The 23,752-nt window shown below is 63.4% G+C and carries 22 protein-coding genes; 14 read left to right on the top strand and 8 right to left on the bottom strand.

Features of this window, described 5'->3' with window-relative positions; all coding sequences use genetic code 11:
- On the bottom strand, positions 1-148 hold a 148-nt coding region (locus OO12_RS27890), incomplete at its 3' end, for a 1-deoxy-D-xylulose-5-phosphate synthase N-terminal domain-containing protein (RefSeq protein ID WP_152616258.1).
- 141 nt (positions 149-289) lie between these two features.
- Here OO12_RS27890 and OO12_RS03695 point away from each other — a divergent pair.
- Both OO12_RS03695 and ssuD read left to right on the top strand, forming a co-directional pair.
- The gene (locus OO12_RS03695; RefSeq protein ID WP_152616257.1) at positions 290-664 is read left to right on the top strand and encodes a hypothetical protein; all 375 of its coding nucleotides are present in this window, start codon (positions 290-292) and stop codon (positions 662-664) included.
- 364 nt (positions 665-1,028) lie between these two features.
- Positions 1,029-2,219: an FMNH2-dependent alkanesulfonate monooxygenase gene (ssuD, locus tag OO12_RS03690; protein ID WP_052215512.1), complete on the top strand. Its 1,191-nt coding sequence runs from the start codon at positions 1,029-1,031 to the stop codon at positions 2,217-2,219.
- A gap of 6 nt (positions 2,220-2,225) precedes the next feature.
- Here ssuD and OO12_RS03685 read toward each other — a convergent pair whose 3' ends face one another.
- The 5 genes from OO12_RS03685 to OO12_RS03665 all read right to left on the bottom strand — a co-directional run bounded on the left by OO12_RS03685 (position 2,226) and on the right by OO12_RS03665 (position 8,146).
- Positions 2,226-2,981, bottom strand: coding sequence for an ABC transporter ATP-binding protein (locus OO12_RS03685; protein ID WP_034157263.1), 756 nt, complete (start codon positions 2,979-2,981; stop codon positions 2,226-2,228).
- A 3-nt stretch (positions 2,982-2,984) separates the two neighbouring features.
- Positions 2,985-3,770 (bottom strand): ABC transporter permease subunit, encoded by a 786-nt coding sequence (locus tag OO12_RS03680; protein WP_034157304.1) that lies wholly within the window; start codon positions 3,768-3,770, stop codon positions 2,985-2,987.
- Positions 3,767-4,750: an aliphatic sulfonate ABC transporter substrate-binding protein gene (locus tag OO12_RS03675; RefSeq protein WP_034157262.1), complete on the bottom strand. Its 984-nt coding sequence runs from the start codon at positions 4,748-4,750 to the stop codon at positions 3,767-3,769. Before OO12_RS03675 ends, OO12_RS03680 begins: the two co-directional genes overlap by 4 nt.
- Entirely contained in the window at positions 4,747-5,703 is a 957-nt protein-coding gene (locus OO12_RS03670; RefSeq protein ID WP_052215511.1) for a TauD/TfdA dioxygenase family protein, read from the bottom strand. Before OO12_RS03670 ends, OO12_RS03675 begins: the two co-directional genes overlap by 4 nt.
- Before the next feature lie 73 nt (positions 5,704-5,776).
- Entirely contained in the window at positions 5,777-8,146 is a 2,370-nt protein-coding gene (locus OO12_RS03665) for a TonB-dependent receptor (protein ID WP_034157261.1), read from the bottom strand.
- A gap of 279 nt (positions 8,147-8,425) precedes the next feature.
- On the opposite strand from OO12_RS03665, the gene OO12_RS03660 reads away from it, so the two are divergent.
- The 4 genes from OO12_RS03660 to OO12_RS03645 are packed head-to-tail and all read left to right on the top strand — an operon-like array spanning position 8,426 to position 13,012.
- Positions 8,426-8,896, top strand: a complete 471-nt coding sequence (locus tag OO12_RS03660) for a MarR family winged helix-turn-helix transcriptional regulator (RefSeq protein WP_034157260.1) — start codon at positions 8,426-8,428, stop codon at positions 8,894-8,896.
- A complete protein-coding gene (locus OO12_RS03655) occupies positions 8,887-10,296 on the top strand; it encodes an efflux transporter outer membrane subunit (RefSeq protein ID WP_034157259.1) in 1,410 nt (469 codons plus the stop codon). Before OO12_RS03660 ends, OO12_RS03655 begins: the two co-directional genes overlap by 10 nt.
- Positions 10,293-11,477, top strand: a complete 1,185-nt coding sequence (locus OO12_RS03650; protein ID WP_034157258.1) for an efflux RND transporter periplasmic adaptor subunit — start codon at positions 10,293-10,295, stop codon at positions 11,475-11,477. The genes OO12_RS03655 and OO12_RS03650 overlap by 4 nt, the downstream gene beginning before the upstream one ends.
- On the top strand, positions 11,477-13,012 hold the full coding sequence (locus OO12_RS03645) for a DHA2 family efflux MFS transporter permease subunit (protein ID WP_034157257.1): 1,536 nt from the start codon (positions 11,477-11,479) through the stop codon (positions 13,010-13,012). The genes OO12_RS03650 and OO12_RS03645 overlap by 1 nt, the downstream gene beginning before the upstream one ends.
- A gap of 29 nt (positions 13,013-13,041) precedes the next feature.
- On the opposite strand, the gene OO12_RS03640 is transcribed toward OO12_RS03645, so the two are convergent.
- On the bottom strand, positions 13,042-13,512 hold the full coding sequence (locus OO12_RS03640; RefSeq protein WP_034157256.1) for an Lrp/AsnC family transcriptional regulator: 471 nt from the start codon (positions 13,510-13,512) through the stop codon (positions 13,042-13,044).
- A gap of 95 nt (positions 13,513-13,607) precedes the next feature.
- On the opposite strand from OO12_RS03640, the gene phhA reads away from it, so the two are divergent.
- Positions 13,608-14,471 carry a phenylalanine 4-monooxygenase gene (phhA, locus tag OO12_RS03635; RefSeq protein WP_034157255.1) on the top strand — a complete coding sequence of 288 codons (864 nt, stop codon included), beginning with the start codon at positions 13,608-13,610 and terminating at the stop codon, positions 14,469-14,471.
- Positions 14,468-15,679, top strand: a complete 1,212-nt coding sequence (locus OO12_RS03630; RefSeq protein ID WP_034157254.1) for an aromatic amino acid transaminase — start codon at positions 14,468-14,470, stop codon at positions 15,677-15,679. The genes phhA and OO12_RS03630 overlap by 4 nt, the downstream gene beginning before the upstream one ends.
- A gap of 46 nt (positions 15,680-15,725) precedes the next feature.
- On the opposite strand, the gene OO12_RS03625 is transcribed toward OO12_RS03630, so the two are convergent.
- Positions 15,726-17,792, bottom strand: coding sequence for a M13 family metallopeptidase (locus OO12_RS03625; protein ID WP_200887373.1), 2,067 nt, complete (start codon positions 17,790-17,792; stop codon positions 15,726-15,728).
- Positions 17,793-17,959: 167 nt separating this feature from the next.
- Here OO12_RS03625 and OO12_RS03620 point away from each other — a divergent pair, with 167 nt between their 5' ends.
- Genes OO12_RS03620 through OO12_RS03595 form a run of 6 tightly spaced genes read left to right on the top strand, consistent with a single transcriptional unit; the run spans position 17,960 to position 23,644 of the window.
- Positions 17,960-19,561, top strand: coding sequence for a carboxyl transferase domain-containing protein (locus OO12_RS03620; RefSeq protein WP_034157253.1), 1,602 nt, complete (start codon positions 17,960-17,962; stop codon positions 19,559-19,561).
- Between the two features lie 9 nt (positions 19,562-19,570).
- A complete protein-coding gene (locus tag OO12_RS03615; RefSeq protein ID WP_034157252.1) occupies positions 19,571-19,912 on the top strand; it encodes a hypothetical protein in 342 nt (113 codons plus the stop codon).
- 50 nt (positions 19,913-19,962) lie between these two features.
- Positions 19,963-20,439 carry a DUF4440 domain-containing protein gene (locus OO12_RS03610; RefSeq protein WP_034157251.1) on the top strand — a complete coding sequence of 159 codons (477 nt, stop codon included), beginning with the start codon at positions 19,963-19,965 and terminating at the stop codon, positions 20,437-20,439.
- A gap of 31 nt (positions 20,440-20,470) precedes the next feature.
- The gene (locus OO12_RS03605) at positions 20,471-20,956 is read left to right on the top strand and encodes a nuclear transport factor 2 family protein (RefSeq protein WP_052215510.1); all 486 of its coding nucleotides are present in this window, start codon (positions 20,471-20,473) and stop codon (positions 20,954-20,956) included.
- A gap of 28 nt (positions 20,957-20,984) precedes the next feature.
- Positions 20,985-21,704, top strand: a complete 720-nt coding sequence (locus OO12_RS03600; protein WP_235364670.1) for a CPBP family intramembrane glutamic endopeptidase, BDIM_20840 family — start codon at positions 20,985-20,987, stop codon at positions 21,702-21,704.
- An 8-nt stretch (positions 21,705-21,712) separates the two neighbouring features.
- Positions 21,713-23,644: an acetyl/propionyl/methylcrotonyl-CoA carboxylase subunit alpha gene (locus OO12_RS03595; protein WP_034157249.1), complete on the top strand. Its 1,932-nt coding sequence runs from the start codon at positions 21,713-21,715 to the stop codon at positions 23,642-23,644.
- Positions 23,645-23,752: the final 108 nt, after the last annotated feature.

Below are 23,752 nucleotides of genomic sequence, written 5' to 3'. Positions count from 1 at the left end.
CAAGATGCCCGCCAGTCGTACCAACCGCGGAAATCGTCTCCGCGCGCAGTTCGTCGGCAAGCTGCCGCAACTGGGCCACCGGGAGTCTGCGAAGATCCGCAGGATTATGTACCGTATCGAGCAACGGAGTCTTGAAATCGGGATTCATACTAAAACCGAATCTCCTCAGCTTCCTTCCTAATCGAAGTGACCGGAGACGCAACGCAAGAGCGCATTTTTCCGGAACAGTGACACGGCACCACGCTCCCTCCCGGCGACACTTCCTTCTGGCGGATTCAGGATCGTTTGCATGCTCATTGGCATTGACAATCCAGGCAGATTTCGGAGTGCGCATCCAATGGCTGGATACGGCGAATCGCAAACGAGCGTACCCGGCGGTCAAGTGATTGCGGAGGATGAAATGCTGCGCTGGGAGCGAGAACAATGCCTCGAAAACGCTGAGCGGGCATTCAGCGGCGAGTTCTGCGTTGGAATGATAGGTCCGTTGAGCCATGCTCCGGGTAAATGGTGGTATACGCTGGACGGCGTCGTCATGAACCGCCTGGCGCGATGCGACGGCCATGTCGCCAATGCGGAAGAGGCCCGGGCCGAAGTCGAAAGAGGATGGACCAAATGGTGCAAGGCAGCCGGTCTTGCTCCGTACGCCACGATGACCGGCACGTGAGCCACGAACGGCGAAAACACGCTTTCGATTCTTTTAGGGATCACCAGCGATTTCAATAAGTGGCGGCGACACATTCGTTTCGCGCCTGAATTATATCGCATAACGGCAGATTTGCCGACTTTCCCACGGACTGTGGCCGGAATCCAGACCCGGATACCCGATACCCCAATCAAGCCGGGCAGGTCGCCAATAGCAAAACTTCGTGCCTGCCAACGCGCAATCCCCTATCAATTCCTATCAATTGAGGGGATATTGCGAATGATGAGAGTTGGCAGATGCATTTTTGATCGAACGATCTCCGGCGGCCGCGGCCCGTCGTTCATCAACATGGCGCCCCACTCCTGGCACCGCAGCGGAGTGTTTTATGAATATCGCCACTGATATCCCTTCTACAGCCGCCTCTCATTCACGCAGTCCACTCGATTTCCTTTGGTTCGTGCCTTCAGGGGGTGACGCGCGCTATCTCGCATCGCCGGTAGGCGAGCGAGCCCCGACCCCCGCCTATCTGCGCGAAGTGGCGGTCGCCGCCGACCGCCTCGGTTTCTATGGCGTGCTGATGCCGACCGGTGCCGGGTGCGCCGACGCCTGGATAACCGCGGCATCGATCGCACCGTTCACCGAAAGGCTGAAATTGCTCGTCGCACTGCGCCCCGGGTTGATTGCGCCCGCCGAAGCGGTGCGTCAGGCGGCGGCACTCGATCGCCTGAGTGACGGCCGCGCACTGCTCAATGTGGTTACCGGCGGCAGCCCAGTCACGTTGGCGCAGGACGGAATCTTTCTCGGCCATACCGAACGCTATGAACAGACCGCCGAATTCCTCGACATCTGGCGCAAGCTCGCACGTGGCGACACCGTCACGCAGGAGGGTAAATATCTTTCGATCACCGGCGGTCGCCTGAGTTTCCCGTTCGTGCAGAAGCCACACGCGCCAGTCTGGTTCGGCGGTTCCTCGGACATCGCGCGCGAGATCGCGGCCCAACATGTCGATGTCTATCTGGCCTGGGGTGAACCACCGCAGCAACTGAAGGAAATCATCGACGATGTCCGAGCGCGGGCGGCCGCGCATGGCCGCACGATTCACTTCGGATTGCGCATCCATTTCATCGTTCGGGAAACCGACGACGAGGCATGGGCCGCCGCGCACGATCTGATCCGACACGTCTCCGACGAACAGATCGAACAGTTCCAGAGCATGCTGACGCACGGCACGGACTCGGTCGGTCAGGCCCGGATGCAGGCGCTGCACAAAGGAAGTCGCGCCAATCTCGAGATCACCCCGAACCTATGGGCCGGTATCGGTCTTGTGCGCACAGGTGCTGGCACCGCATTGGTCGGCAGTCCGGACAGTATCGCCGAGCGGCTGCAGGAATATGCCAATATCGGGATCGATACGGTCATCGGATCGGGCTATCCGCATCTTGAGGAGGCGTACCGCGTCGCGGAACTGCTCTTCCCAAAGCTCAACCTGCCGAACCTGCGCGTCGAGACACTACCTCCTATCTTGCCGTTCCTGCCACCGGTTGCCGGAAAGAGTTCGGCGGGACGATTTACCTGACGCGCGTCAGCGGCCCAGCAGCCGGTCGAGGATCAGCCCTTCCAGCCGCGCGAGTTCGGCATCGCCATGGCGACGCGGCCGGGGCAGGTCGATGCGGATGTCGAGCGCGATACGACCCGCCTCAAGCACGATCACGCGGTCGCCCAGCGCAACCGCCTCGGCCACGTCGTGCGTCACCAGCAGTGCCGAAAAACTCTCCGCCGCCCACACGCGTTCGAGCAACCCCTGCATCTCGATCCGGGTCAGCGCATCGAGTGCACCAAGCGGCTCGTCGAGCACCAGCAACCGCGGCCGGCTGATCAGGGCACGGGCAAGCGACACGCGCTGCCGCTGCCCACCCGACAAGGTCGCGGGCCAGGCATTGGCCTTGTCGGCAAGGCCTACTTCTTCCAGCCGCGCATCGATCAGCCGGTCGCGTATTGTGCGGTCAGCAATGCTCCGCGCACCGACAGCGACATTATCACGCACGCTCGCCCAGGGCAGAAGGCGCGGTTCCTGGAAAACGACGCGCGCGGCAGCGACATCGGTTTCGATGCGCCCCTCGCTGGGCTTTAGCAGCCCGAGGATCGCACGCAGCAATGTGCTCTTGCCGCATCCGGATCGGCCGACGATCGACACGAACTCGCCGGCCGCGAGATCGAGATCGAGTCGGTCGAGCACGCGGTTCTCGCCGAACTCGACCGAAAGGCCATGCACCGAAACGGGCGCTCCAGTGCGTGGCGTCGCGGACGGATCGATGACGCGGAGGAGCGGAACGGTCATGATTCAGGCCGACGCATAAGCGGGATTCCAGCACAGCAGCCGGCGTTCGAGCAGCCGGGTCAAACTGTCGGCCAGCTTGCCGAGTGCGGCATAGACGAAGATCGAGAGCACGATGATATCGGTCTGGCTGAACTCGCGCGCCTGCATCGCCATATAGCCGATCCCCGAATTGGCGGCGATCGTCTCGGCGACGATCAGTGTCAGCCACATGATGCCGAGGCCAAAGCGCAAGCCGACCAAAATCGAAGGCAAGGCCCCGGGAAAGATCACCCGGCGGAACATCTCCCATCGGCTCATGCCGTAGCTACGCCCCATCTCGATCAATTGCGGGTCGGTCGAGACCACGCCGTGATAGGTATTCAGATAGATCGGGAAGAAAATTCCCCAGGCGACGAGCAGGATTTTCGCCTGCTCGCCGATCCCGAACCACAGGATGACGAGCGGCAGCAATGCCAGATGCGGAATGGTGCGCACCATCTGCAGCGTCGGGTCGAGCAGCCGCCGCGCCGTGGGCGAAACACCGCACAGCAAGCCAAGCAGGAAGCTGACCGCGCCCCCCGCGACCAGCCCGGTCAGTGCGCGCGCGGTGCTCACCGCCAGATTGGCAATCAGTTGACCATTGCCGATCAATTCACCCCCAGCGACGATCACGGCCGTGGGTGCCGGCAGGATGTTCGACGGCAGCAGTCCCACGCTGGAGGCGAGTTGCCATGCGAGCAGGAGCCCTGCCGGCACGATCACCGGCGTGATCGCGCTGTCGCGGAGCGTCCAGCGTCGCGCATGGTTCATTTGGCTGGCGTCCAGCCGGTCCACGCCGCTTTTGCCGCATCGACCTTCACCGGGATCACTTTCGCCGTGTAGAGATAGTCGGCCACCCGCTGCTGCGTCGCGACGTCGGCGGGCGTTACCGGATCGACCGCAAACAGGAAGTCCTTGTAGCGCGCGAGCATGCCGTCGAGCACGGCGGGCGGCAAACGCGTCGCCTTGGCGACGGCATCCCGGTAGTAATTGCGGTTTGCGTTTCCCCATTTCGCTTCAGTGCGCAACTCGTCGAGCGTGGTCTTCAGCGTGTTGGTGCGTTCGCGAGCGAAACCGCCCGAGGCGATGTAGAATGACACGGTACGCAGATCGCTCTGCGGTAAGGCGATCTCGCGCGCGCCACCACGCAATTGCGCCAGCGTGAAATACGGATCCCAAGTCAGCCACGCGTCGATCGACCCATTGGCCAGCGCGGTCTGCGCGTCGCCGGGCGCGAGATAGACCGGCGTTATATCCGACAGCGTCAGCCCGACCCGGCCGAGCGCAGAGGCGATCACATATTCCGACGCGGACCCCTTGGTATAGGCGACTTTCTTGCCCTTCAGATCGATAAAGGTGCGGACGGTGGCCCCCTTGGGCACGACCAGCCCGCTGCCGACCAGCCCCGGGAGGCTCTGCGTTGCGACATAATAGAGATCGGTGCCCGCAGCCTGCGCATAGACTACCGGCGTATCGCCAACGAGGCCGATATCGACCGCGCCCGCGCGCATCGCTTCGATCAATGGCGGCCCGGACGAGAATTCAACCCATTTGACCGGGCCGATCCCTTTCGCCTTCAACCTCTTCTCGAATTCCCCACGCTCCTGCGCCAGGAACGGCACGCCGTTCTTTTGCGTGGCGAAGACGATGCCCTTCTGCGTAGCCTGCTGCTTGGCCGCGCCACCGCAGCCGGCGAGCGACAGCGCTACGGCTGTACCTGCCAATAACGCAAGAATCTGACGACGGATCATTCTGCGGCCTCCTGGAATGCAACGGGTTCGGGAAGTATCTGCCGGCTGGGCCGTCCATCGACACCAACGGGGGTTTCGCCATCGAGAGTCACGCGGCGCACGACACGATGCTGGTCGCCATAATCGTCGATTGCGTAATGCTGCGTCGCGCGATTGTCCCAGATCACGACATCGCCTTCTTTCCAGCGCCAGCGCACCGTGTTTTCCAGCCGGATCACATAGCCCTGGAGGATATCGTAGATGCGCTGTGACTCACTGGCGCTCAGCCCGACGATACGCTTGAGAAACGCGCCAAGCAGCAAGCTGCGTTCGCCGCTTTCGGGATGGACGCGCACCAGCGGATGCTCGGCCTCATAAACTGTCGAGGCAAAGATATGGCGGTGAAGTGCCAGTTCGCGTTCGTTGGCCTCGGGACGGACCGTGGCATAGTCATAGGCATTGGTGTGGATCGCGCGCAGCCGGTCGGCGAGCAGTCGCAATTCCTCGGGCAGGTTCTGATAGGCGGCGGCGGTGTTCGCCCACACCGTGTCACCCCCAGCCGGCGGGATCGTCACCGCACGCAGGATCGAAGCGAACGGATAGCCGTCCACGAAAGTGACATCGGTATGCCAATGATTGGCCCGCCCCCCGAGTTGCGAGTCGAGTTCGAGCAGAAAGTCGCCGCCACGGCTAGGCACGGTAGGATGCGCAACGGGCGTGCCGAACCGCTTGCCGAATGCCTCATGCCCGACATCGTCGAGATGCCCCTGGTCACGAAAGAACAGTACCTTGTGCCGCACCAGCGCCGCCCGCACTGCGGCAAGCGTTGCGTCATCGAGATCGGCACCGAGCCGAACCCCGCGCACCTCCGCACCGATACGGCCACCGACCGGAACAACGTCGAGCGGGCCCTCCGGATCAGGCGCGTTGAGATAGGCATTGGCAGATGCAGATGCGGGGGCAGATGCGGTCATCGCTATTCTCCATTCGCTGCGGATGTGATGTGACGGATGATGCCGGGCAGCCGTGATGCGCGCCGGACCATGATCAGAAGCGCCCCTTGAGGGTCGCACCGAAGGTGCGCGGGTCACCGAGGACCTTAATGAACGGATTGACCGCTCCTGCCGCGCCAAGACCCACGGCGTAGCGTTTGTCGAACAGGTTGCGGCCCCAGAAGAGCAGCGAATAGCGGTCGTCGCTGCTATGCAGCCCGATGCCGGCGTTGGTCAGGCCATAGCCTGCCTGATTGCCATAGGCCGAATAGGGATTGAGCAGGTTGGTGGCACTGCGATAGGTCTGGTTGATATAGCCGTTCAGGCCGATGCGGTCGCTGATCGGTGCGTCATAGGCGATACTGGCCTGGCCCGACCATTTGGCCGATCCGATGACCCGCTTGCCTGACAGATCCAGGTTGGCCGGCCCGTTTGGATAAGCGAATTCGATCGGCACCGGCGCATTGCGATAGGAACGGTAGGTCGCGTCATTGTACGACCCGCTGAACGATGCGCTGAACCCCGCACCGAGCTTCGCTTCGCCCTCGACCTCGACACCGCGTAGCCGGACCGCGGCGGCATTGCCGAGGAAATTACCGAGCCCGACCTTTGCCGGGTCGATCTGCACTGCCTGATAGTCGCGAATATCGGTCCAGTAGAAATTGGTGCTCAGCGTCGCGCGGCCGCCGGCCAGCGTCGCCTTCACCCCGATCTCGTAATCGGTCGACTTTTCCGGATCGATGATCACCGGTTTGTTTTTCGTAGCACTGAGATTGGCCGCGCCCGACTTCTCGCCATAGCTGACCGACGCGTAGAGCAGCACATCGTCGCTGATCTTGTAGGACGGGTTGATCAGCCACGACCAACTGTCCGTGGTACGGCTGTCCGCGACCGAGAAGATCCCGCCGAACGCCGCGATAATCCCCGTCCGCGCCGGTTCCAGCAGGGCCGGGAGCGGCGCTCCGCCAAACACGCTGCCAGTGTTCGATGCACGCTTGGTTTCGCGCGTGAAGCGCACGCCGCCGGTTAACGCGGCGCGGTCGGTGATATGCCATGTCGCCTGCCCGAACGCCGCGCCGCTGGTCACCTTCAGCTTGCCGTATTGATCATATTCGACCCCGTTGAGGATCGCGGGCAGCAGAAAGGCAGGCGGCAGCGAGCCGGTCAGAAACCATTTCGTCGAATCGGACTGGAAGATCGAACGGTTGTTGCTGACCAGGTCCTCACGCAGGAAATAGCCGCCGACCTGATAATCCACCGCACCGCCGGTCGGCGAGGCAAGCCGCACTTCCTGCGAATATTGATCGACATCGACGTCGAAGCCGGCGCGCAGGATCGAAAAGGGCGACTGATCGCTGTCGTTGCGCGGGCGGAAGCGCAGCTGGCGCCACGCGGTGACCGCAGTCAGCGTATGCGAGCCGAGTTTGATGTTCAACTCGTTGGAAATGCCGTTGACGCGGCTATCGATGCGATCCTGCGTGTTGAGATCCGCATTTTTGCCGACCTCATAGTTTGGCGTGTAGCCAAAGATCGTGCGCATCTTGGTGTCCCAACTTCCGGTGCGCGGCGTGCCATTCACGAAGTTCGTCGCGTCGGCATAGTTGGGATAATAATTGTTATATTCGCTGGTCTCGTAATGCTCGGCGATCAAGCGGCTCGTCACGGGTCCGCTGTCGAACAACAGCTGCCCCCGCACGGCCCAGCGATTCACGTCGAGATATTTCTGACCGTCGACACGATTGCGCGCCCAGCCGTTCGACTTGTCCTGATAAAAGGTCAGGCGATAGGCCAGCGTGTCGCCGATCACCGGGCCGGTCGCATTCGCGCGAATCTGGTACCGGCCGAAATTGGCATAGCCCGCCTCGAGGTTGAACTCGGGCGTGAAGCTCGGTCGCTTGGTGGTGACGATCAGCGCACCGATCGTGGTGTTCTTGCCCAGCAACGTGCCCTGCGGCCCGCGCACCAGTTCGATATGATCGAGATCGACGAAATCGAGCCAGCTGAAGCCGACATGCGTCAGGAATACATTGTCGACGATCAGGCCGACGCCCGCTTCGGCACCGTCATTGTTAGCGTTGCCGCCCAGCCCGCGTACGTACAGTCCCGAGACCCGCGTGTTCTGCTGGACCGCCGAAAAATTGGGCAATTTGGCCGCGAAGTCAGCGATCCGGTCGAGGTGCTGGGTCTGCAGCGTATCCCCCGAAACCGCGCTGATCGCCGCCGGCACGTCCTGCAGCCGTTCGTCCCGGCGTCGCGCCGTGACGAGAATGTCGCCCGAAATCTCGCTATCCCCACCGGCCGAAGCATCGTCGGCGACGAGCTGGACGCCATTCTCGACCTGCGCCTGCGCTTCCGGAACCACCACGATCAACGCCGCCAGAGCCACTCCCGATTTGAACCATGCCTGCGTCCCCATCATCGTCATTCGCTATTCCCCCGCAATCTCCTACTAGATTGATGGGAAATATGGCGGCGGCAATCGGTTCTCCACTTTCAACGACGAAATCTTTTCTTCGCTGCGACGAGCTGCGGCTGACCTGCTGCGGTCTGTGCGCGCGTCCGCAGCGCGTTGGGCGACCAGGCACTCCGATGACCGCGTGATCGAATCGATGCATCACGCTGCCGTTTTTTGCGCCGAGGGCTCTTGAACAACACTACCCTCAATCATATTAATTGCCGAAGCAACCATTGCTGAGGCAACGACATGCCGTTTTACACTGCCGAGAATTTCAACCCGGACATTTCCGTGGGCTATCTGGCGAAGCAAGTCTTCCAGACCACGCTTAAGGGTCTGGAGCCGGCCTTTGTCGGAGAGGACGTCTCCTATCTGCAATGGTCTGCCCTGGTTTCGATCCTGTATGGCCGGGGCATTACATGCCGCGCGCTCGCGCATGACCTGGGCCATGACAAGGGCGCCACGACTCGCCTGATCGACACGCTGGAAGAGCGCGGCCTGGTCGTTCGCGACCGTGATGCCGAAGATCGCCGCGTCATCAATCTGCGCGTGACGGATCAAGGGGAGGAGATCGCCCGGCGCTGCATGTTGCGCGTCCTGAACCTGTGGAACGGCTGGCTCGCGGACTGGTCGCCGGAAGATGCAACCCGGCTGATTGGCTACCTTCAGCGGTTGCGCACGTCGCTCGACGCCGCCGTTGGAGACGAACCATGCGCCTGACCGGCATCGCCTTGGCAACCTCCGTGCTGCTCGCCGGCTGCGCGATACCGTCGTCCCGGCCTGAGCTTTCCCCGCTTCCCGACACATCGCTTGGGCTTTCCGCCACCGGCGCTGCACAAACCCCGGCGATCGCCGATGATTGGTGGCGCTCCTTTGGCGACACACAGCTCGATCGCCTCGTCACGGACGCACAGGCCGGCAATCCGACATTGGAAGCCGCGTTAGCCCGCGTCCGCCAGGCAAGCGCAATTCTGGCGAGCAGTCGCGCGGACAACGGCCCCAACGCCGCCTTCGATGCATCGGCGCAATATTCCCGGCCGAGCGGTCAGTATGAAATCCCGCCGCCCTTTGCCGGCACGACCCGCTTCCTCGGCCAGGCACAGGCCGGGCTGAACTGGAACCTCGATCTGTTCGGCCGGCAAAAGGCAGTCATCGCCGGCGCCCGGGCATCGAGCCGCGCGGCTCTGCTGGATGCGACCGCCGCACGGCTCGCACTCGCCGGATCGGTGGTTCAGACGTATATCGAGCTGGCCCGGGCCGAACAGTTGGCAGGCATTGCGCAGCGTACGATCGTGACGCGCCAGGGCTCGCTGCGGCTCGTCCAGGTCCGTATCCGCAACAAGCTGGCGAGCGAACTCGACTCCCAGGCGGCTGAAACGCTGCTGGCCCAGGCACAGCAGGCATTGGTGCGGGCGACCGCGCAGCGCGCGCTGGCGGCGAATGCGCTGGCCGCACTGGCCGGACGCGGCACGGACTATCCCGCGACGATCACCCCGGCGACGCTGAAACTCGACACCGCCCTGCCCTTGCCTTCGTCCATCCCGGCGGATTTGCTCGCGCGCCGGGCGGACGTGGCGGCCGCGCTCGCGCGCATTGATGCGGCATCGGAAGGACGGCTCGCCGCGCGGCGCGCTTTCTATCCGGACATCAACCTGTCGGCTTTGGTCGGACTACAAGCGATCGGCATCGGCAATTTCTTCAGCGCCGATGCTGGTACCGCGGGTGCAGGCGCGGCGATCCACCTGCCGATCTTCGACAATGGCCGGTTAAAGGCTGGCCTTGCCGGCGCGACCGCTGGGGTCGATCTCGCCATCGCCGATTATAACGAGAAGGTCGTCAGCGCTGTGCGCGAGACCGCCGATGCGCTGACTCGCATCCAGAGCTTCGCCGCCGATCGCGCGCGCCAGGCCGAGGTGGTGCGCGGTTTTGCCGAGACCGGGCGCCTGAACACGATCCGCGTGTCGAGCGGACTCGAGTCCCGGCTTGGCCTTGTCGACAATGATGTGCGGTTGCTCGACGCGCAGCAAGCCGATGCCAATCTGGCGGCCGACGCCGCCAGCCAGCGCGTCGCGCTGGTCCTGGCGCTGGGTGGCGGCTTCGATCCGAAGGACATGAAATGAGCTATATCGAAAAGGTCGAAGCACCCGACGCGTCAGAAGCGCCTGCCGTTCCCGTGCGCGGCAATCCCCGGCTGCGGCGCAGGGCGCTGGCCGTCCTGATCGCGCTGGTCGCCATCGCGGCGATCGTGTGGGGCGTATTCCATTTCCTTCTCGCCACGCCGTCGCAGGAGACCGACGACGCCTATGTCGCGGGTGATGTGGTCTCGATCACCGCGCGCGACCCGGGCATGATCCTGGCGATCCATGCCGACAATACCCAGACGGTGCGCGCCGGCCAGCCCTTGCTCGAGCTCGATCCGGCAACCGCCGATGTCGGACTCGCTTCCGCCGCCGCCGAGCTGGCGCGTGCAGTGCGTTCGACTCGGTCGGACTTCTCCAAGCTCAATGAGACCGGCGCCGCCGTCGTCCAGGCTCAGGCCGAATTGGCTCGCGCCCGCAATGACCTGACCCGCCGGCGCGGCGCGGCCGCCGAAGGTGCCGTATCTGGCGAGGAATTGAGCCATGCCGCCGACGCCGTGAAGGTCGCGACGGCCACCCTCGCGCTTGCCCGGAGCCAGGAGACCCAATCGCGCACCGGGGTGCAGGGCACGACCGTTTCGAACAATCCGGCAGTGCTTGCCGCTATTGCCGCGTATCGTCGTGCCGCGATCACGCGCAGCCATATGCACATTGTCGCGCCGATCGACGGCGTGATCGCGCAACGCACCGTCCAGCTCGGCCAGCAAGTCGCGGCGGGCACACCACTGATGGCGGTGGTGCCGCTCGATCGGGTATGGGTCGACGCCAATTTCCGCGAAACGCAGCTGAAGGATATCCGTCTCGGCCAGAAGGTGACGGTGACCGCCGATATGTATGGCGGCAACACCGTCTATCACGGTCATGTCATTGGCCTGGCTGCCGGCAGCGGCAACGCTTTTGCGCTGCTGCCGCCGCAAAATGCCAGCGGCAACTGGATCAAGATCGTACAGCGCTTGCCCGTGCGTATCGTGCTCGACAGCGCAGAACTGCGCGCCAATCCGCTGCGCGTCGGCCTGTCGGTCAACGCGACGATCGACACAAGCGACACGTCCGGCACCCGCATCGGTGCGCCCGCTCGCCAGGCCTATCAGGGCATCGAGACGGACGCGGCCGACCCCAAGGTGGAAGCGCGGATCGCGCAGATCATCGCGGCCAACCGCTAATGTCCGCCGCCGCCCAGGCGCCGCTCAGGGGTGGCGCACTTGCCCTCACGGCCTTCGCACTGGCGCTCGGTACCTTCATGCAGGTGCTGGATTCGACGATTGCCAATGTCTCTCTGCCGACGATCGCAGGCAATCTCGGTGTCAGCAGCGACAACTCGACCTGGGTGGTCACCGCCTTTGCCGTCGCCAATGGCGTCGCGGTGCCGCTGACCGGATGGCTGATGGGCCGGTTCGGCGTGGTGAAGACTTTCTGCACATCGGTCGTGTTGTTCACCATCGCGTCCCTCCTGTGCGGTATCGCATGGGACCTGCCATCGCTGATCGGCTTCCGCATCCTGCAGGGTGCGGTTTCGGGGCCGATGATCCCGGGCAGCCAGGCACTGCTGATCTCGATCTTCCCATCGGACAAACGCTCCACAGCGCTGGGCGTCTGGTCGATCACCACACTGGTCGGGCCGATCATGGGGCCGATCCTTGGCGGCTACATTTCCGACAATTATCACTGGAGTTGGATCTTCCTGATCAACGTGCCGGTGGGCATCTTCTGTGCGCTGATCTGCTGGCGCGGCCTGCGCACGCGGGAGACGGCGACGCGCAAGCTTCCGATCGATCAGGTCGGTCTCGTGCTGCTCGTGCTGTGGGTCGGTGCGCTGCAGATGATGCTCGATCTCGGCAAGAATGACGATTGGTTCAATTCCACCCGGATCATCGTGATGACGGTGGTCGCCGTGATCGGCTTTTTCGCCTGGGTGATCTGGGAAATGACCGACGCCAATCCAACCGTCGATTTGTCGCTGTTCAAATATCGCAACTTCGCGTTCGGCTCGATCGCCTTCTGCCTTGGCTATGCGGTGTTCTTCGCCAACACATTGATCCTGCCGCTGTGGCTGCAGACTCAGCTCAGCTACACCGCAACCTGGGCCGGCTTGGTCGCAGCGCCCAGCGGTGTCGTTGCGGTGATACTGACGCCCTTTGTCGCGCGTGCGTCGGGCAAGATCGACGCGCGGATTCTGGCGACGATTTCCTTCATTGCCTTTGCCCTGTCCTATTTCATGCGCTCCAATCTGAACACGAGCGCAAGCACTTGGGATCTGGTGCTCCCAATGCTGGTCCAGGGCGTGGCGATGAGCACTTTCTTCCTGTCGATGGTGACGATCTCGCTCGACGGTATCCCGCCGGAGCGGATGCCGTCGGCTACCGGCATCGTCAATTTCGCGCGCATCACCGCAGGCAGCTTTGCCGCTTCGATCACCACCACGATGTGGGACCGGCGCGAGGCGCTGCACCAAAGCCATCTGTCCGATGCGGTGGGCAGCGCATCGCCCTTCCAGATGGCGCATGCCACACTGCAGCGGCTCGGCCTTACCGATCTGCAGGCAACGGCATCGATCGCTCGCCAGATGGTCGGCCAAGCCTATCTGCTTGCCTCGACCGATCTGTTCCGGGTCTCAGCCTGGTTGTGCGTAGCCTTGATCGGCACCGTATGGCTGACGCGCCGACCGTCCGCGCCCAAGGGGCCGATCGCGGCCGACTAGATCGGTCGACGGCTCCGCGCAGCGTCCTCCTAAATGGGTAACGCCGTGGTGTATTTGGTCATCGACAGTGCGAAATGCGACGAGGCGCCGGCAACCCCGGGATGGCCGAGCAATGTCAGCATCAGGAAGCTGTTATAATCTGCCACATCCGCGACGACGATACGCAACAGATAGTCCCAGTCCCCCGACATGGAAAAACACTCGACGACTTCGGGACGGTCGTCGACGAAGCGCTCAAAGGCTTGCCGCGCCTCGATCGCATGGCTGCGCATGCGGATGTTGCACAGCACGTTGACGCCCCGCCGCACCGCAACCGGATCGACCAGCCGCACCGTGCGCCGCAGCACTCCGGCGGTCTCCAGCGCCTTGACCCGGCGCCAGCAGGATGCGGCCGATGCACCGACGCGCTCGGCAAGGTCGGCATGGCTCAACGTCGCATCGTCCTGCAACAAGGCGACGATGCGGCGATCGATCGGATCGAGAAGATGATCTTGTTTCATATTTGACCTGATATCCATAAAATCATTTCGATTTTAGGCAAAAATATCCAAAGAAAGACAGGAAATTCGCGCAAGGTGATGCGATCCTGCATCCCATGGCCGACATGAACCTGATCCGCCCCCAGGGCACCGCTGAAGACTGGACCGTTCCGCAGGACTGGGCCGCCTATTCGCGCGAGGAGCATGCCACATGGGACACGCTGTTCGACCGGCAAGTCCGCATGTTGCCTGGCCGAGTGACACCCGAATTCATGGCCGGTCTCGACGTCCTGCGCCTGTCGAAGCCGGGCATTCCCGATTTCGAGGAATTGTCGGAACGCCTGATGCGCGCGACCGGGTGGCAAGTCGTCGCGGTGCCGGGGCTGGTGCCAGACGACGTGTTCTTCGACCACCTTGCCAATCGCCGCTTCGTCGCGGGCAATTTCATCCGCCGCGCCGATCAACTTGACTATCTGCAGGAGCCCGATGTCTTCCACGACGTGTTCGGGCATGTCCCGCTGCTCGTCCATCCGGTGTTCGCCGACTATATGCAGGCCTATGGCATTGGCGGCCGGCGCGCCGCCGGGCTGGGCGCGATCGAGCGGCTGTCGCGGCTCTACTGGTACACTGTCGAGTTCGGACTGGTGCGGTCGGGCGACGAGCTTGCGCTTTATGGCGCTGGAATCGTTTCCTCCTTCACTGAATCGGTTTTCGCACTCGACGATCCATCGCCCAACCGCATCGGCTTCGACCTGAAGCGGCTCATGCGCACGAAATATCGCATCGACGATTTCCAGCAGAATTACTTCGTCATCGACAGTTTCGAGGATTTGCTCGACCAGACGCTCAACACCGATTTCGGCCCGCTCTATGCCGAACTCGACGGCGCGCCGGACATTGAGATCGAGGCGATTCTGCCGAACGACCATGTCCATACCCGCGGCACACAGGCCTATGCTCGCGCAAAGGTGACAGCATGACTTCCGGCCTTGAGCGACAGTCACCCTTCCCGCTGTTTGGCATGCTGGAGCGCCAGCGCCCCGACGCGTTGCTGGCCGTGATCGCGATGCACCGCGCTGACCCGCGTCCCGACAAGATCGACGTTGGCGTCGGCGTGTATCGCGACGCCAACGGCACCACACCGGTGATGCGAGCGGTCAAGGCAGCCGAAACACGATTGCTCGTGGAACAGAGCAGCAAAGGTTATCTCGGGGCTGAGGGCGACCAGCGTTTCACCGACTTGCTTGCAACTGTCGCGTTCGGCGATTCAACGGCAGCAAACCCGCGAATCACCGGCATCCAGACGCCAGGCGGCACGGGGGCGCTGCGGCTCGGTGCGGAACTGATCGCCCGGTCGGGCAGAACCCCCACCTTGTGGGTTGGCGCGCCGACCTGGCCGAACCATGGGCCGATCTTCCGCGAGGCAGGCCTGACGGTACGCGCCCATGCCTGCTTCGATGCCGATCCGTCGGATATCGACCTTGCCGCCTTCCTGGCTGGCATAGCCGAGGCTAAGGCAGGCGACGTTCTGGTGCTGCATGGCTGCTGCCACAATCCGACCGGCGCGGCCTTCTCGACCGAGCAATGGCACAGACTGGCAATGCACTTGGCGACCCGCGGAATCGTACCGCTGATCGACCTCGCCTATCAGGGGCTGGGCAGCGGCCTGGACGAGGATGCGGCGGGAACGCGCACGATGCTCGCTGCGGTTCCCGAGGCGATGGTTGCCTATAGCTGCAACAAGAATTTCGGCCTGTATCGCGATCGCGTCGGTGCGTTGTGGGTACAGGCGGCGTCGCCGGACGCGGCGCTTCCGGTGCGCGAGACAATGCTCGTGCTCGCGCGCAGCCTGTGGTCGATGCCTCCTGATCATGGCGCGGCGACCGTGCGCTTGATTCTCGACGATGCTGGACTCGCTGCCGACTGGCGCGCGGAATTGGACGAAATGCGCACGCGGATCAACAGCTTGCGCGCCGCGCTCGGTGGCTCGCATCCCATGCTTGCGTCGATCGCACGGCAGCAAGGACTGTTCGCGCTGTTGCCGATCGACCGCGGGGCTGTCTTGGCATTGCGCGAACGGCACGGCATCTACATGCCCGATTCGGGCCGCATCAACATTGCCGGGCTTCGCGAAGAGACCATCGCCCCCTTCGTCGAGGCACTCGTGCCGTATCTTCCGCGCGCCTGAAGACAGGAGCGGCGCGCAGCATCTGTTGCCGTGCGCCGCCTCCCCTTCACCAGACCTTCACGCGCTTGTCGGGTGCCAGATACAGCTTCTCGCCTGCCTTTACGGCGAAAGCGGCATACCAGGCATCGAGGTTGCGCACCGTCTGCACGCGCCACGGCGCCGGGGCATGGACATCGGTCGCGACGCGCGCGCGCAACGCCTTTTCGCGCATCTTGGTGCGCCAGCTCTGCCCAAAGGCGAGGAAGAAACGCTGATCGCCGGTCAGCCCGTCAATCACCGGGGCTTCCTTGCCGCCGAGCGACGCGCGATAGGCTTCGTAGGACGCGGTCAGGCCGGCGACGTCGGCAATATTCTCGCCCAGTTCCTGTTTCCCGTTGAGGTGCAGACCGGGGAGCGCCTCATAGGCGTTGTACTGCGCGACCAAGGCCGCACCCGCTTCCTCGAAATGCTTGAGATCGGCGGGGGTCCACCAGTTGTGCAACCGGCCAGTCGAATCGAAGTCGGAACCGAGATTGTCGAAGCTGTGGCTGATCTCATGCCCGATCACGGCGCCGATCGCGCCGTAATTGGCGGCCGCGTCGAACTTGGCGTCGAAATAGGGCGTCTCGAGGATCGCGGCGGGGAAGTTGAGCGCGTTCTGCACCGGCAGGTTGACCGCGTTGACCGTTTGCGGCGTCATCCACCATTCGTTGCGATCGACCGGCTTGCCGATCTTGCCGATCTGATGGCGATATTCGGCCAGCCGCGCACGCTGCAGATTGCCGACCGGATCGTCCGCCTTGATTTCCAGCGCCGAATAGCTGCGCCAGGTGTCGGGATAGCCCACCCCGACGATCAGCACCTTCAGCTTCTTGCGTCCCTCATCCCGGGTCGCGGGCGCGAGCCAGTCGAGCTTGGCCAGGCGATTGTCGAATGCGGCGACGATATTCTTGACCATGCCCTGGATTTCGGTCCGCGATGAAGCGGAGAAATATTTGCCGACATAGATTTGCCCGACCGCGTCGCCGAGTTGGGCGTTGACCGACGCAATCGCGCGCTTGTCGCGCGGCTGTTGCTGCGGCGTGCCGTTCAGCGTCTTGTTGTTGAAATCGAACGACGCGGCATCGATCGCCTGAGGCAGCACCGACGTCACCTGATTGATGGTGTGGAAAGTCAGCCAGTCCTGCCATGTCGCGATCGGCTCGCTGGCGACCAGCGCGGACAATTTGATGATTGCACCCGGCTGCCACAGCGTGAAATCCTGTTGCGACGGCAAGGAGGCCGCGTTCCAATAGGCATTCCAGTCGATCCCCGGCGCCTTGCTCGCGAAATCCGCACGCTTCCACGATGCGGCGCCATGCGCGTCCTGACTGGTGACGATGTCGTAATGCGCCGCGGCGATCTTGGTCTCAAGCGCCACGATGCGGTCAGCACGCGCAGCCGCATCGCTGACCCCGGCCAGAGTCAGCAGTTTGGTGACATAGGCTTTGTAACCGGCGCGCAGCTCCGCCATCTCGGGTTTGGCCGATACATAATAGTCCCGGTCGGGCAGACCGAGCCCGCCTTGCATCAGATAGGGAATGGTCACGTCCGGCCGGTTCAGGTCCTGTGTCACGAACAGGCCGAACAGATTCTCGGTCTGGAAATTGCTCGCGTTGAGCGGATCGGTGTCGGCACGCATGCTCGCGCCGAGCATCGCCGACAGCGCGCCCTTGTCCTTCAGCGCCGCGATCGCATCAAGCTGTGCTTTCAGCGGCGCCATGCCGCGCTTCTCGATACCCGCCGTGTCGGTATAGGCGGCGTAATAATCCGCGATCCGGCGCTCGTCGGTGCCTGACGCGGGATTGGATTTGGCCGCCGCCTGGATCAGTTCGGCGTTGCGCGCTTCAGCGACCTTGAACACGTCATAGCCGACGCCGGCGGATGAGCGGTCGGCCGGGATCTCCGTCTTCGCTGCCCAGGCGCCGCTGGCATAGGCGTTGAAATCGTCGCCCGGCTTCACTGCCTTGTCGATCAGCGTCTGGTCGACTCCGGCAAGCGTGCCGCTGGCGGATTGAGTCGTGCTGCTCGTGGTGGCCGAGGGCGAGCAGGCGGCGCTGGCAAGCAGCAGCGCAAGGACAATGGAACGCTTCATGGGCACTCTCTCCGGTATTGCTGTATGATGACAGAACTACACCCAGTCGCGCCGCCCTGCCAACCCATGGGCCAGCCTGTCGGCACAGCGATCGATCCAGTCGATCCACTTCCCATCGCCCGCACCCGCCGCTAGGCACGATCGAAACGATAGAGGAAAACCGCCCCATGAGTGCCCCGGTGCTTGACACGAAACTCGCCGCAGAGAGCGAAACCTTCCGTGCCAACGCCGCGCATAACCGTGCGCTGGCCGACAAGCTGCGCGCCGATGTCGCGACGGCGGCGCTGGGGGGCTCCGAAAAAAGTCGCGAACGGCATGTTTCGCGCAACAAACTGCTTCCCCGCGACCGGGTCGAACGGCTGCTCGACCCCGGTTCGCCGTTTCTGGAAATCGGCCAGCTCGCCGCCAACGACCTGTATGACGGCGAAGTGCCAGGCGCCGGCATGATCGCCGGTATCGGCCGCGTGTCGGGCCGCCAGTGCATGATCGTGTGCAACGACGCGACGGTGAAGGGCGGGACCTATTTCCCGATGACGGTCAAGAAGCATCTCCGCGCACAGGAGATCGCCGAGGCCAATCGCCTGCCTTGCATCTATCTGGTCGACAGCGGCGGGGCGAACCTGCCGCACCAGGCGGAGGTGTTTCCCGACCGCGATCATTTCGGGCGTATCTTCTTCAACCAGGCCAACATGTCGGCGCTCGGCATCCCACAGATCGCCTGCGTGATGGGCAGTTGCACCGCCGGCGGCGCCTATGTCCCGGCGATGTCGGACGAGACAGTGATCGTGCGCAACCAGGGCACGATCTTCCTCGCCGGCCCGCCGCTGGTGAAGGCCGCGACCGGCGAAGTGATCTCGGCCGAGGAGTTGGGCGGCGCGGACACGCATGGCCGCCGCTCGGGCGTAGTCGATCATGTCGCCGAGAATGACGAACATGCGCTGACCATCGTGCGCGACATCGTATCCACGTTGCAACCGCAGACGGCGGGCGAGGTGAATTTGAAGGAACCGCGCCCACCGAAGTTCGATGCCGAGGATCTGTACGGCATCGTGCCAAGCGATGTTCGCGCGCCTTATGACGTGCACGAGATCATCGCGCGGCTGGTCGACGGCAGCGAGTTTCACGAGTTCAAGTCGCTCTACGGCACCTCATTGGTGTGCGGCTTCGCGCATATCTGGGGCATTCCGGTCGCGATCCTCGCCAATAACGGCGTGCTGTTCAGCGAGAGCGCGCAGAAGGGCGCGCATTTCATCGAACTGGCCTGCCAGCGGCGTATTCCGCTGCTGTTCCTGCAGAATATCTCCGGCTTCATGGTCGGCGGAAAGTACGAAGCCGAGGGCATCGCCAAGCATGGCGCCAAGCTGGTCACCGCCGTCGCCACCGCGACCGTGCCCAAGATCACCGTGCTGATCGGCGGCAGCTTCGGCGCGGGCAATTACGGCATGTGCGGGCGGGCCTATTCGCCACGCTTCCTGTTCAGCTGGCCCAACAGCCGTATCTCGGTGATGGGCGGCGAGCAGGCCGCCAGCGTGCTGGCGACGGTGCACCGCGACGCGGACAGCTGGACCGACGAACAGGCCGAAGCGTTCAAGGCGCCGATCCGCCAGCGCTACGAGGATGAGGGCAATCCCTGGCACGCGACCGCGCGACTATGGGACGACGGGATCATCGACCCGGCGCAGACCCGTGACGTGCTCGGCCTCGCCTTTGCCGCGACGCTCAACGCGCCGATCCCCGAACGCCCGGCGTTCGGTGTGTTCCGGATGTGAGGAAATTCGATGGAATTTGAACTCGAAGACGGACAGATATTCGTCCAGCCCAATCACGCAACGCTCGATCATTGGCTGCGCATGCTGGCCCCGGGGACAGCGAACAGCTTCGCCATCCTCACTCTGGCCGATGGCGACTTCATTCAAACGGCGGTCGAGGCTGACGCGTTCGTCATCGAATGCCGGACGCAGAATCCGCAGCACCATTACCGCGCCGTCGCATCGGGAAACATTACTCTGTTTACAGTCGAACAGGTGGTCGAGGCATTTGTGGCGTTCGGATATGCCATCCCCAATCACCCGGACTTCTTCACCTGGGCCAACATGGACAGCGAAGTGGGGCTGGCCTGATCCGGCATCGCTGACCTTCTTCCCCTTCCCGCTTCCGCCAAGGATAATCGATGGTCGTGTCTCTCCTGCTCCTGCTTCTCGCCCAGACGACACCGGTCCAGCCCCTGCCCAAGGGCACTGGCCTGCCCCCGCCGGGCACCGACGAAGCGGCGGTCATGGCACCGATCAACGCGGCCTTTGCCGGGATCAGCGCGCGCGACCAGGCCGCCATTCTCGCCCAGCTGCGCCCTAACGGCACCGCCACGGTGCTGATGGAAAAGCCCGACGGCACCCGTACCGTCCGCAACATGCCGATCGCCGCCTATGCCGAGGCAAGCGCCGGCACCGAACGATATGAGGAGCGGATGACCGACCCCGCGATCGAGATCGATGGCGCGATGGCCATGGTGTGGGGCCCCTATACATTCTCGATCGACGGCACGGTGCGGCATTGCGGCTTCCAGCATTTCGACCTGGTGCAGGAAGAAGGCCGCTGGAAGATCCAGAACGTCACATGGTCGGTACGGACCACCGGCTGCGCGGGCTGAGCGCCCGTCGGTCAGTCACTCGGAGCATGACATGAAGCCCATACGCCTTCTTGCGACCGCCCTCCTCTTCGCCACACCGGCGGCCGCGCAACAGGCGCCGGCGCCGAACCATGGATCGAACGAGGATGCCGCCGCGGTGCTCGCGACGATCGACACCATGTTCACGGCATTGGCGGCCAAGGATCCGGCCGGTATCATCGCCGTCACTGTGCCCGAGGGCCGCGCGACGGGAACGGCGGTGACCGACACCGGCGAACACCGCGTCACGTCAAGCGACTGGGCCGGCTTTGCCGCACGCCTCGCCAAGGTCCCCGGCAAACCGGTGGAGCGCAATATCGATCCGCATGTCCATGTCGATGGCGATATCGCCATGGTCTGGACGCCTTACGAATTCACGCTGGACGGCAAATTCTCGCATTGCGGGATCAACCATTTCGACCTGATCCGTGTGCAAGGCATATGGAAGATCCAGAACGTCACCTGGACTCAGCGCAAGACGGGATGCCCGGGGCGTTGAACCAGGGGGCGCAACAAGGGGGGCTTGAGTGCCGAACTCGCTGATCAGGATGTTCGCCGCCGCGGCGATCCTCATCATATTGGGGATCGGCCTTGGCTTGCTGCGCCGGGACCAGTTCTCGATCCGCTGGCTGCTGGTTGCTGCCGGCCTCGCCTTTCTGAACGATTGTGCGCTGACCAACGGCTATGGCGTCCTCCCGGATATGTTTCGCGGGAGCGGCTGGAACTGGCAAGGCAAGCTTCTGGCGCTTGCTTTAACCCTCGCGGTCGCATCGCACCCTGCGTTCGGGTGGCGCCGCTCCGGCCTGACATTGGTGCAGAATATGGCGGGATGGAAGGTCACTTTTGCGGTCGCCGCGATTGTCTGCCTGGTGTTCATCGGCTTTGCGATCTCCATGTCGAATGAGCCGCTGGATCATCAGACGCTGGCGTTTCAGCTGACCATGCCGGGCCTGGAGGAAGAGCCTTTCTATCGCGGCATCCTGCTGCTCGCGTTCAACGAGACCTTGCGCGGGCGGATCCGGATGCTGGGCATCGACCTGGGATGGGGTGCACTGCTGTCCTGCGTGGCGTTCGGGCTCGGCCATGCCTTTGATTATTCGCACAACGGCTGGTCGTTCGACCTGATGAGCATGGCGCTGACCGCGCTGCCCGCCTTCATTCTGGTTTGGCTGCGCGAACGAACCGGCAGCCTGGTGCTGCCCGTCCTGCTACATAATTTCGGCAATTCCATTTTCCTGGTCCTTTAGGTGTATCGATGATCAAGTCTCTCCTCATCGCCAATCGCGGCGAGATCGCCTGCCGCATCATCCGCACTGCGCGGGCAATGGGCGTGCGCACCGTCGCGGTCTATTCCGACGCTGACGCCAAGGCGTTGCATGTGCGCCAGGCCGATGAGGCGGTGCATATCGGCCCGTCCCCGGCGCGCGAAAGCTATCTTGTGGGTGAGAAGATCATCGCCGCCGCAAAGGCGACCGGCGCGGAGGCGATCCATCCCGGCTATGGCTTTCTGTCGGAGAATGCCGATTTCGCGCAGGCGGTGAAGGATGCCGGCATCATCTGGGTCGGGCCCAATCCCGACAGCATCCGCGCGATGGGTCTGAAGGACGCGGCCAAGGAGCGCATGATCGCCGCCGGCGTGCCCGTCACGCCGGGCTATCTCGGCGAAGACCAGTCGCCCGAGCGGCTCGCGGCGGAAGCGGCCAAGGTCGGTTATCCAGTGCTGATCAAGGCAGTCGCCGGCGGCGGCGGCAAGGGCATGCGCCGGGTCGACGACCCGGCCGACTTCGCCGATGCATTGCTCTCATGCCAGCGCGAGGCGGCGTCGAGCTTCGGCAACACCCAGGTGCTGATCGAGAAGTATATCCTTAGCCCGCGCCATATCGAAGTGCAGGTGTTCGGCGACAGCCATGGCAATGTCGTGCATCTGTTCGAGCGCGACTGTTCGCTCCAGCGCCGCCACCAGAAAGTGATCGAGGAAGCCCCTGCCCCCGGCATGGATGAGGACACGCGCGAAGCGATCTGCGCCGCGGCGGTCAAGGCGGCCAAGGCGGTCGACTATGTCGGCGCGGGCACGATCGAGTTCATCGCCGATGCGAGCGAAGGCCTGCGTGCCGATCGCATCTGGTTCATGGAGATGAACACGCGGCTGCAGGTCGAGCATCCGGTGACCGAGGAAATCACCGGGCAGGATCTGGTCGAATGGCAACTGCGCGTGGCGTCCGGCGAAACGCTGCCGAAGCGGCAGGATGAGCTGGCGATCTACGGTTGGGCGATGGAAGCACGGCTTTACGCCGAGGATCCGAGCAAAGGTTTCCTGCCGTCAACCGGTCGGCTCGAATCATTCCATATTCCGCATGGCGCACGCATCGAGACCGGCGTTGCTTTGGGATCGGATATTTCACCGTTCTACGATCCGATGATCGCCAAAATCGTGACGCATGCCAACTCACGGAGCGGAGCTTGCGCGGCGCTATCCGACTATTGCGCTGGGACGCGCATACGCGGCGTCAGAACAAACGCGGAGTTCCTGTCGAGAGCGGCCAGCCACGCTGGTTTTGTCGTCGGCGAAGTGGATACGGGATTTATTGAACGCAATCTCGAAGCACTGACGAGCGTCGAGTCTGCAACTGACGCCAACTGTTCGGCCGCCGCGATCTTGCTGCTGGCAGACGACGATCTGACGCGGCAGCCAATCCTGAATGGAGCAGGCGAGCGGGAATGGGTCGTTGGACCATCCACTATATGGAATCCCATGTTCGGCTTCCGTGCCAACGCTCTGCCGGCACGCAAACTGAGGCTAACTGTCGATGGCGAACCACGCATTCTCGACATCGCCGCCACTGGGCCGGTGGAAACGCTGGTCTATGACTATGATGGCAAAGGCGTTTGGATCGATGGCGTAACCAGGTCACACTTCATCGAGCTCGAACGTCGCCTCGATGGGCTCGTGGTGGGCGCGGCCGGCGACGGTGCGATCCTGTCGCCGATGCCGGGGCGGATCATCGCGGTCGAGGTGGCGGCGGGCGATGTCGTGACCAAGGGGCAGAAGCTGGTCACGCTCGAAGCGATGAAGATGGAGCACAGCCTGGTCGCGCCGTTCGACGGGACGGTGGCGGAGCTGAACGCCGAGACCGGCGGGCAAGTCAGCGAGGGCGCGGTGCTGGCGCGGATCGAGAAAGCGGAGTGAGTTTTCCCAAGCCCGTTCACCCTGAGCCTGTCGAAGGGCTGCTTGCCGCAAGCGTCGCACCTGGTGCCATGGGCTTCGACAGGCTCAGCCCGAACGGCAGCTAGGGAG

The organism is Sphingomonas sp. ERG5 (assembly GCF_000803065.1).
GTDB lineage: Bacteria > Pseudomonadota > Alphaproteobacteria > Sphingomonadales > Sphingomonadaceae > Sphingomonas.
Note: the sequence above shows the minus strand (reverse complement) of the source record. Positions and strands in the feature narration are given on the sequence as shown.

Bases quoted from the DNA above. Each gene is read 5' to 3' on its own strand.
- OO12_RS03695 (WP_152616257.1), top strand. From the start codon at position 290: ATGCTCATTGGCATTGACAATCCAGGCAGATTTCGGAGTGCGCATCCA.
- ssuD (WP_052215512.1), top strand. From the start codon at position 1,029: ATGAATATCGCCACTGATATCCCTTCTACAGCCGCCTCTCATTCACGC.
- OO12_RS03685 (WP_034157263.1), bottom strand. From the start codon at position 2,981: ATGACCGTTCCGCTCCTCCGCGTCATCGATCCGTCCGCGACGCCACGC.
- OO12_RS03680 (WP_034157304.1), bottom strand. From the start codon at position 3,770: ATGAACCATGCGCGACGCTGGACGCTCCGCGACAGCGCGATCACGCCG.
- OO12_RS03675 (WP_034157262.1), bottom strand. From the start codon at position 4,750: ATGATCCGTCGTCAGATTCTTGCGTTATTGGCAGGTACAGCCGTAGCG.
- OO12_RS03670 (WP_052215511.1), bottom strand. From the start codon at position 5,703: ATGACCGCATCTGCCCCCGCATCTGCATCTGCCAATGCCTATCTCAAC.
- OO12_RS03665 (WP_034157261.1), bottom strand. From the start codon at position 8,146: ATGACGATGATGGGGACGCAGGCATGGTTCAAATCGGGAGTGGCTCTG.
- OO12_RS03660 (WP_034157260.1), top strand. From the start codon at position 8,426: ATGCCGTTTTACACTGCCGAGAATTTCAACCCGGACATTTCCGTGGGC.
- OO12_RS03655 (WP_034157259.1), top strand. From the start codon at position 8,887: ATGCGCCTGACCGGCATCGCCTTGGCAACCTCCGTGCTGCTCGCCGGC.
- OO12_RS03650 (WP_034157258.1), top strand. From the start codon at position 10,293: ATGAGCTATATCGAAAAGGTCGAAGCACCCGACGCGTCAGAAGCGCCT.
- OO12_RS03645 (WP_034157257.1), top strand. From the start codon at position 11,477: ATGTCCGCCGCCGCCCAGGCGCCGCTCAGGGGTGGCGCACTTGCCCTC.
- OO12_RS03640 (WP_034157256.1), bottom strand. From the start codon at position 13,512: ATGAAACAAGATCATCTTCTCGATCCGATCGATCGCCGCATCGTCGCC.
- phhA (WP_034157255.1), top strand. From the start codon at position 13,608: ATGGCCGACATGAACCTGATCCGCCCCCAGGGCACCGCTGAAGACTGG.
- OO12_RS03630 (WP_034157254.1), top strand. From the start codon at position 14,468: ATGACTTCCGGCCTTGAGCGACAGTCACCCTTCCCGCTGTTTGGCATG.
- OO12_RS03625 (WP_200887373.1), bottom strand. From the start codon at position 17,792: ATGAAGCGTTCCATTGTCCTTGCGCTGCTGCTTGCCAGCGCCGCCTGC.
- OO12_RS03620 (WP_034157253.1), top strand. From the start codon at position 17,960: ATGAGTGCCCCGGTGCTTGACACGAAACTCGCCGCAGAGAGCGAAACC.
- OO12_RS03615 (WP_034157252.1), top strand. From the start codon at position 19,571: ATGGAATTTGAACTCGAAGACGGACAGATATTCGTCCAGCCCAATCAC.
- OO12_RS03610 (WP_034157251.1), top strand. From the start codon at position 19,963: ATGGTCGTGTCTCTCCTGCTCCTGCTTCTCGCCCAGACGACACCGGTC.
- OO12_RS03605 (WP_052215510.1), top strand. From the start codon at position 20,471: ATGAAGCCCATACGCCTTCTTGCGACCGCCCTCCTCTTCGCCACACCG.
- OO12_RS03595 (WP_034157249.1), top strand. From the start codon at position 21,713: ATGATCAAGTCTCTCCTCATCGCCAATCGCGGCGAGATCGCCTGCCGC.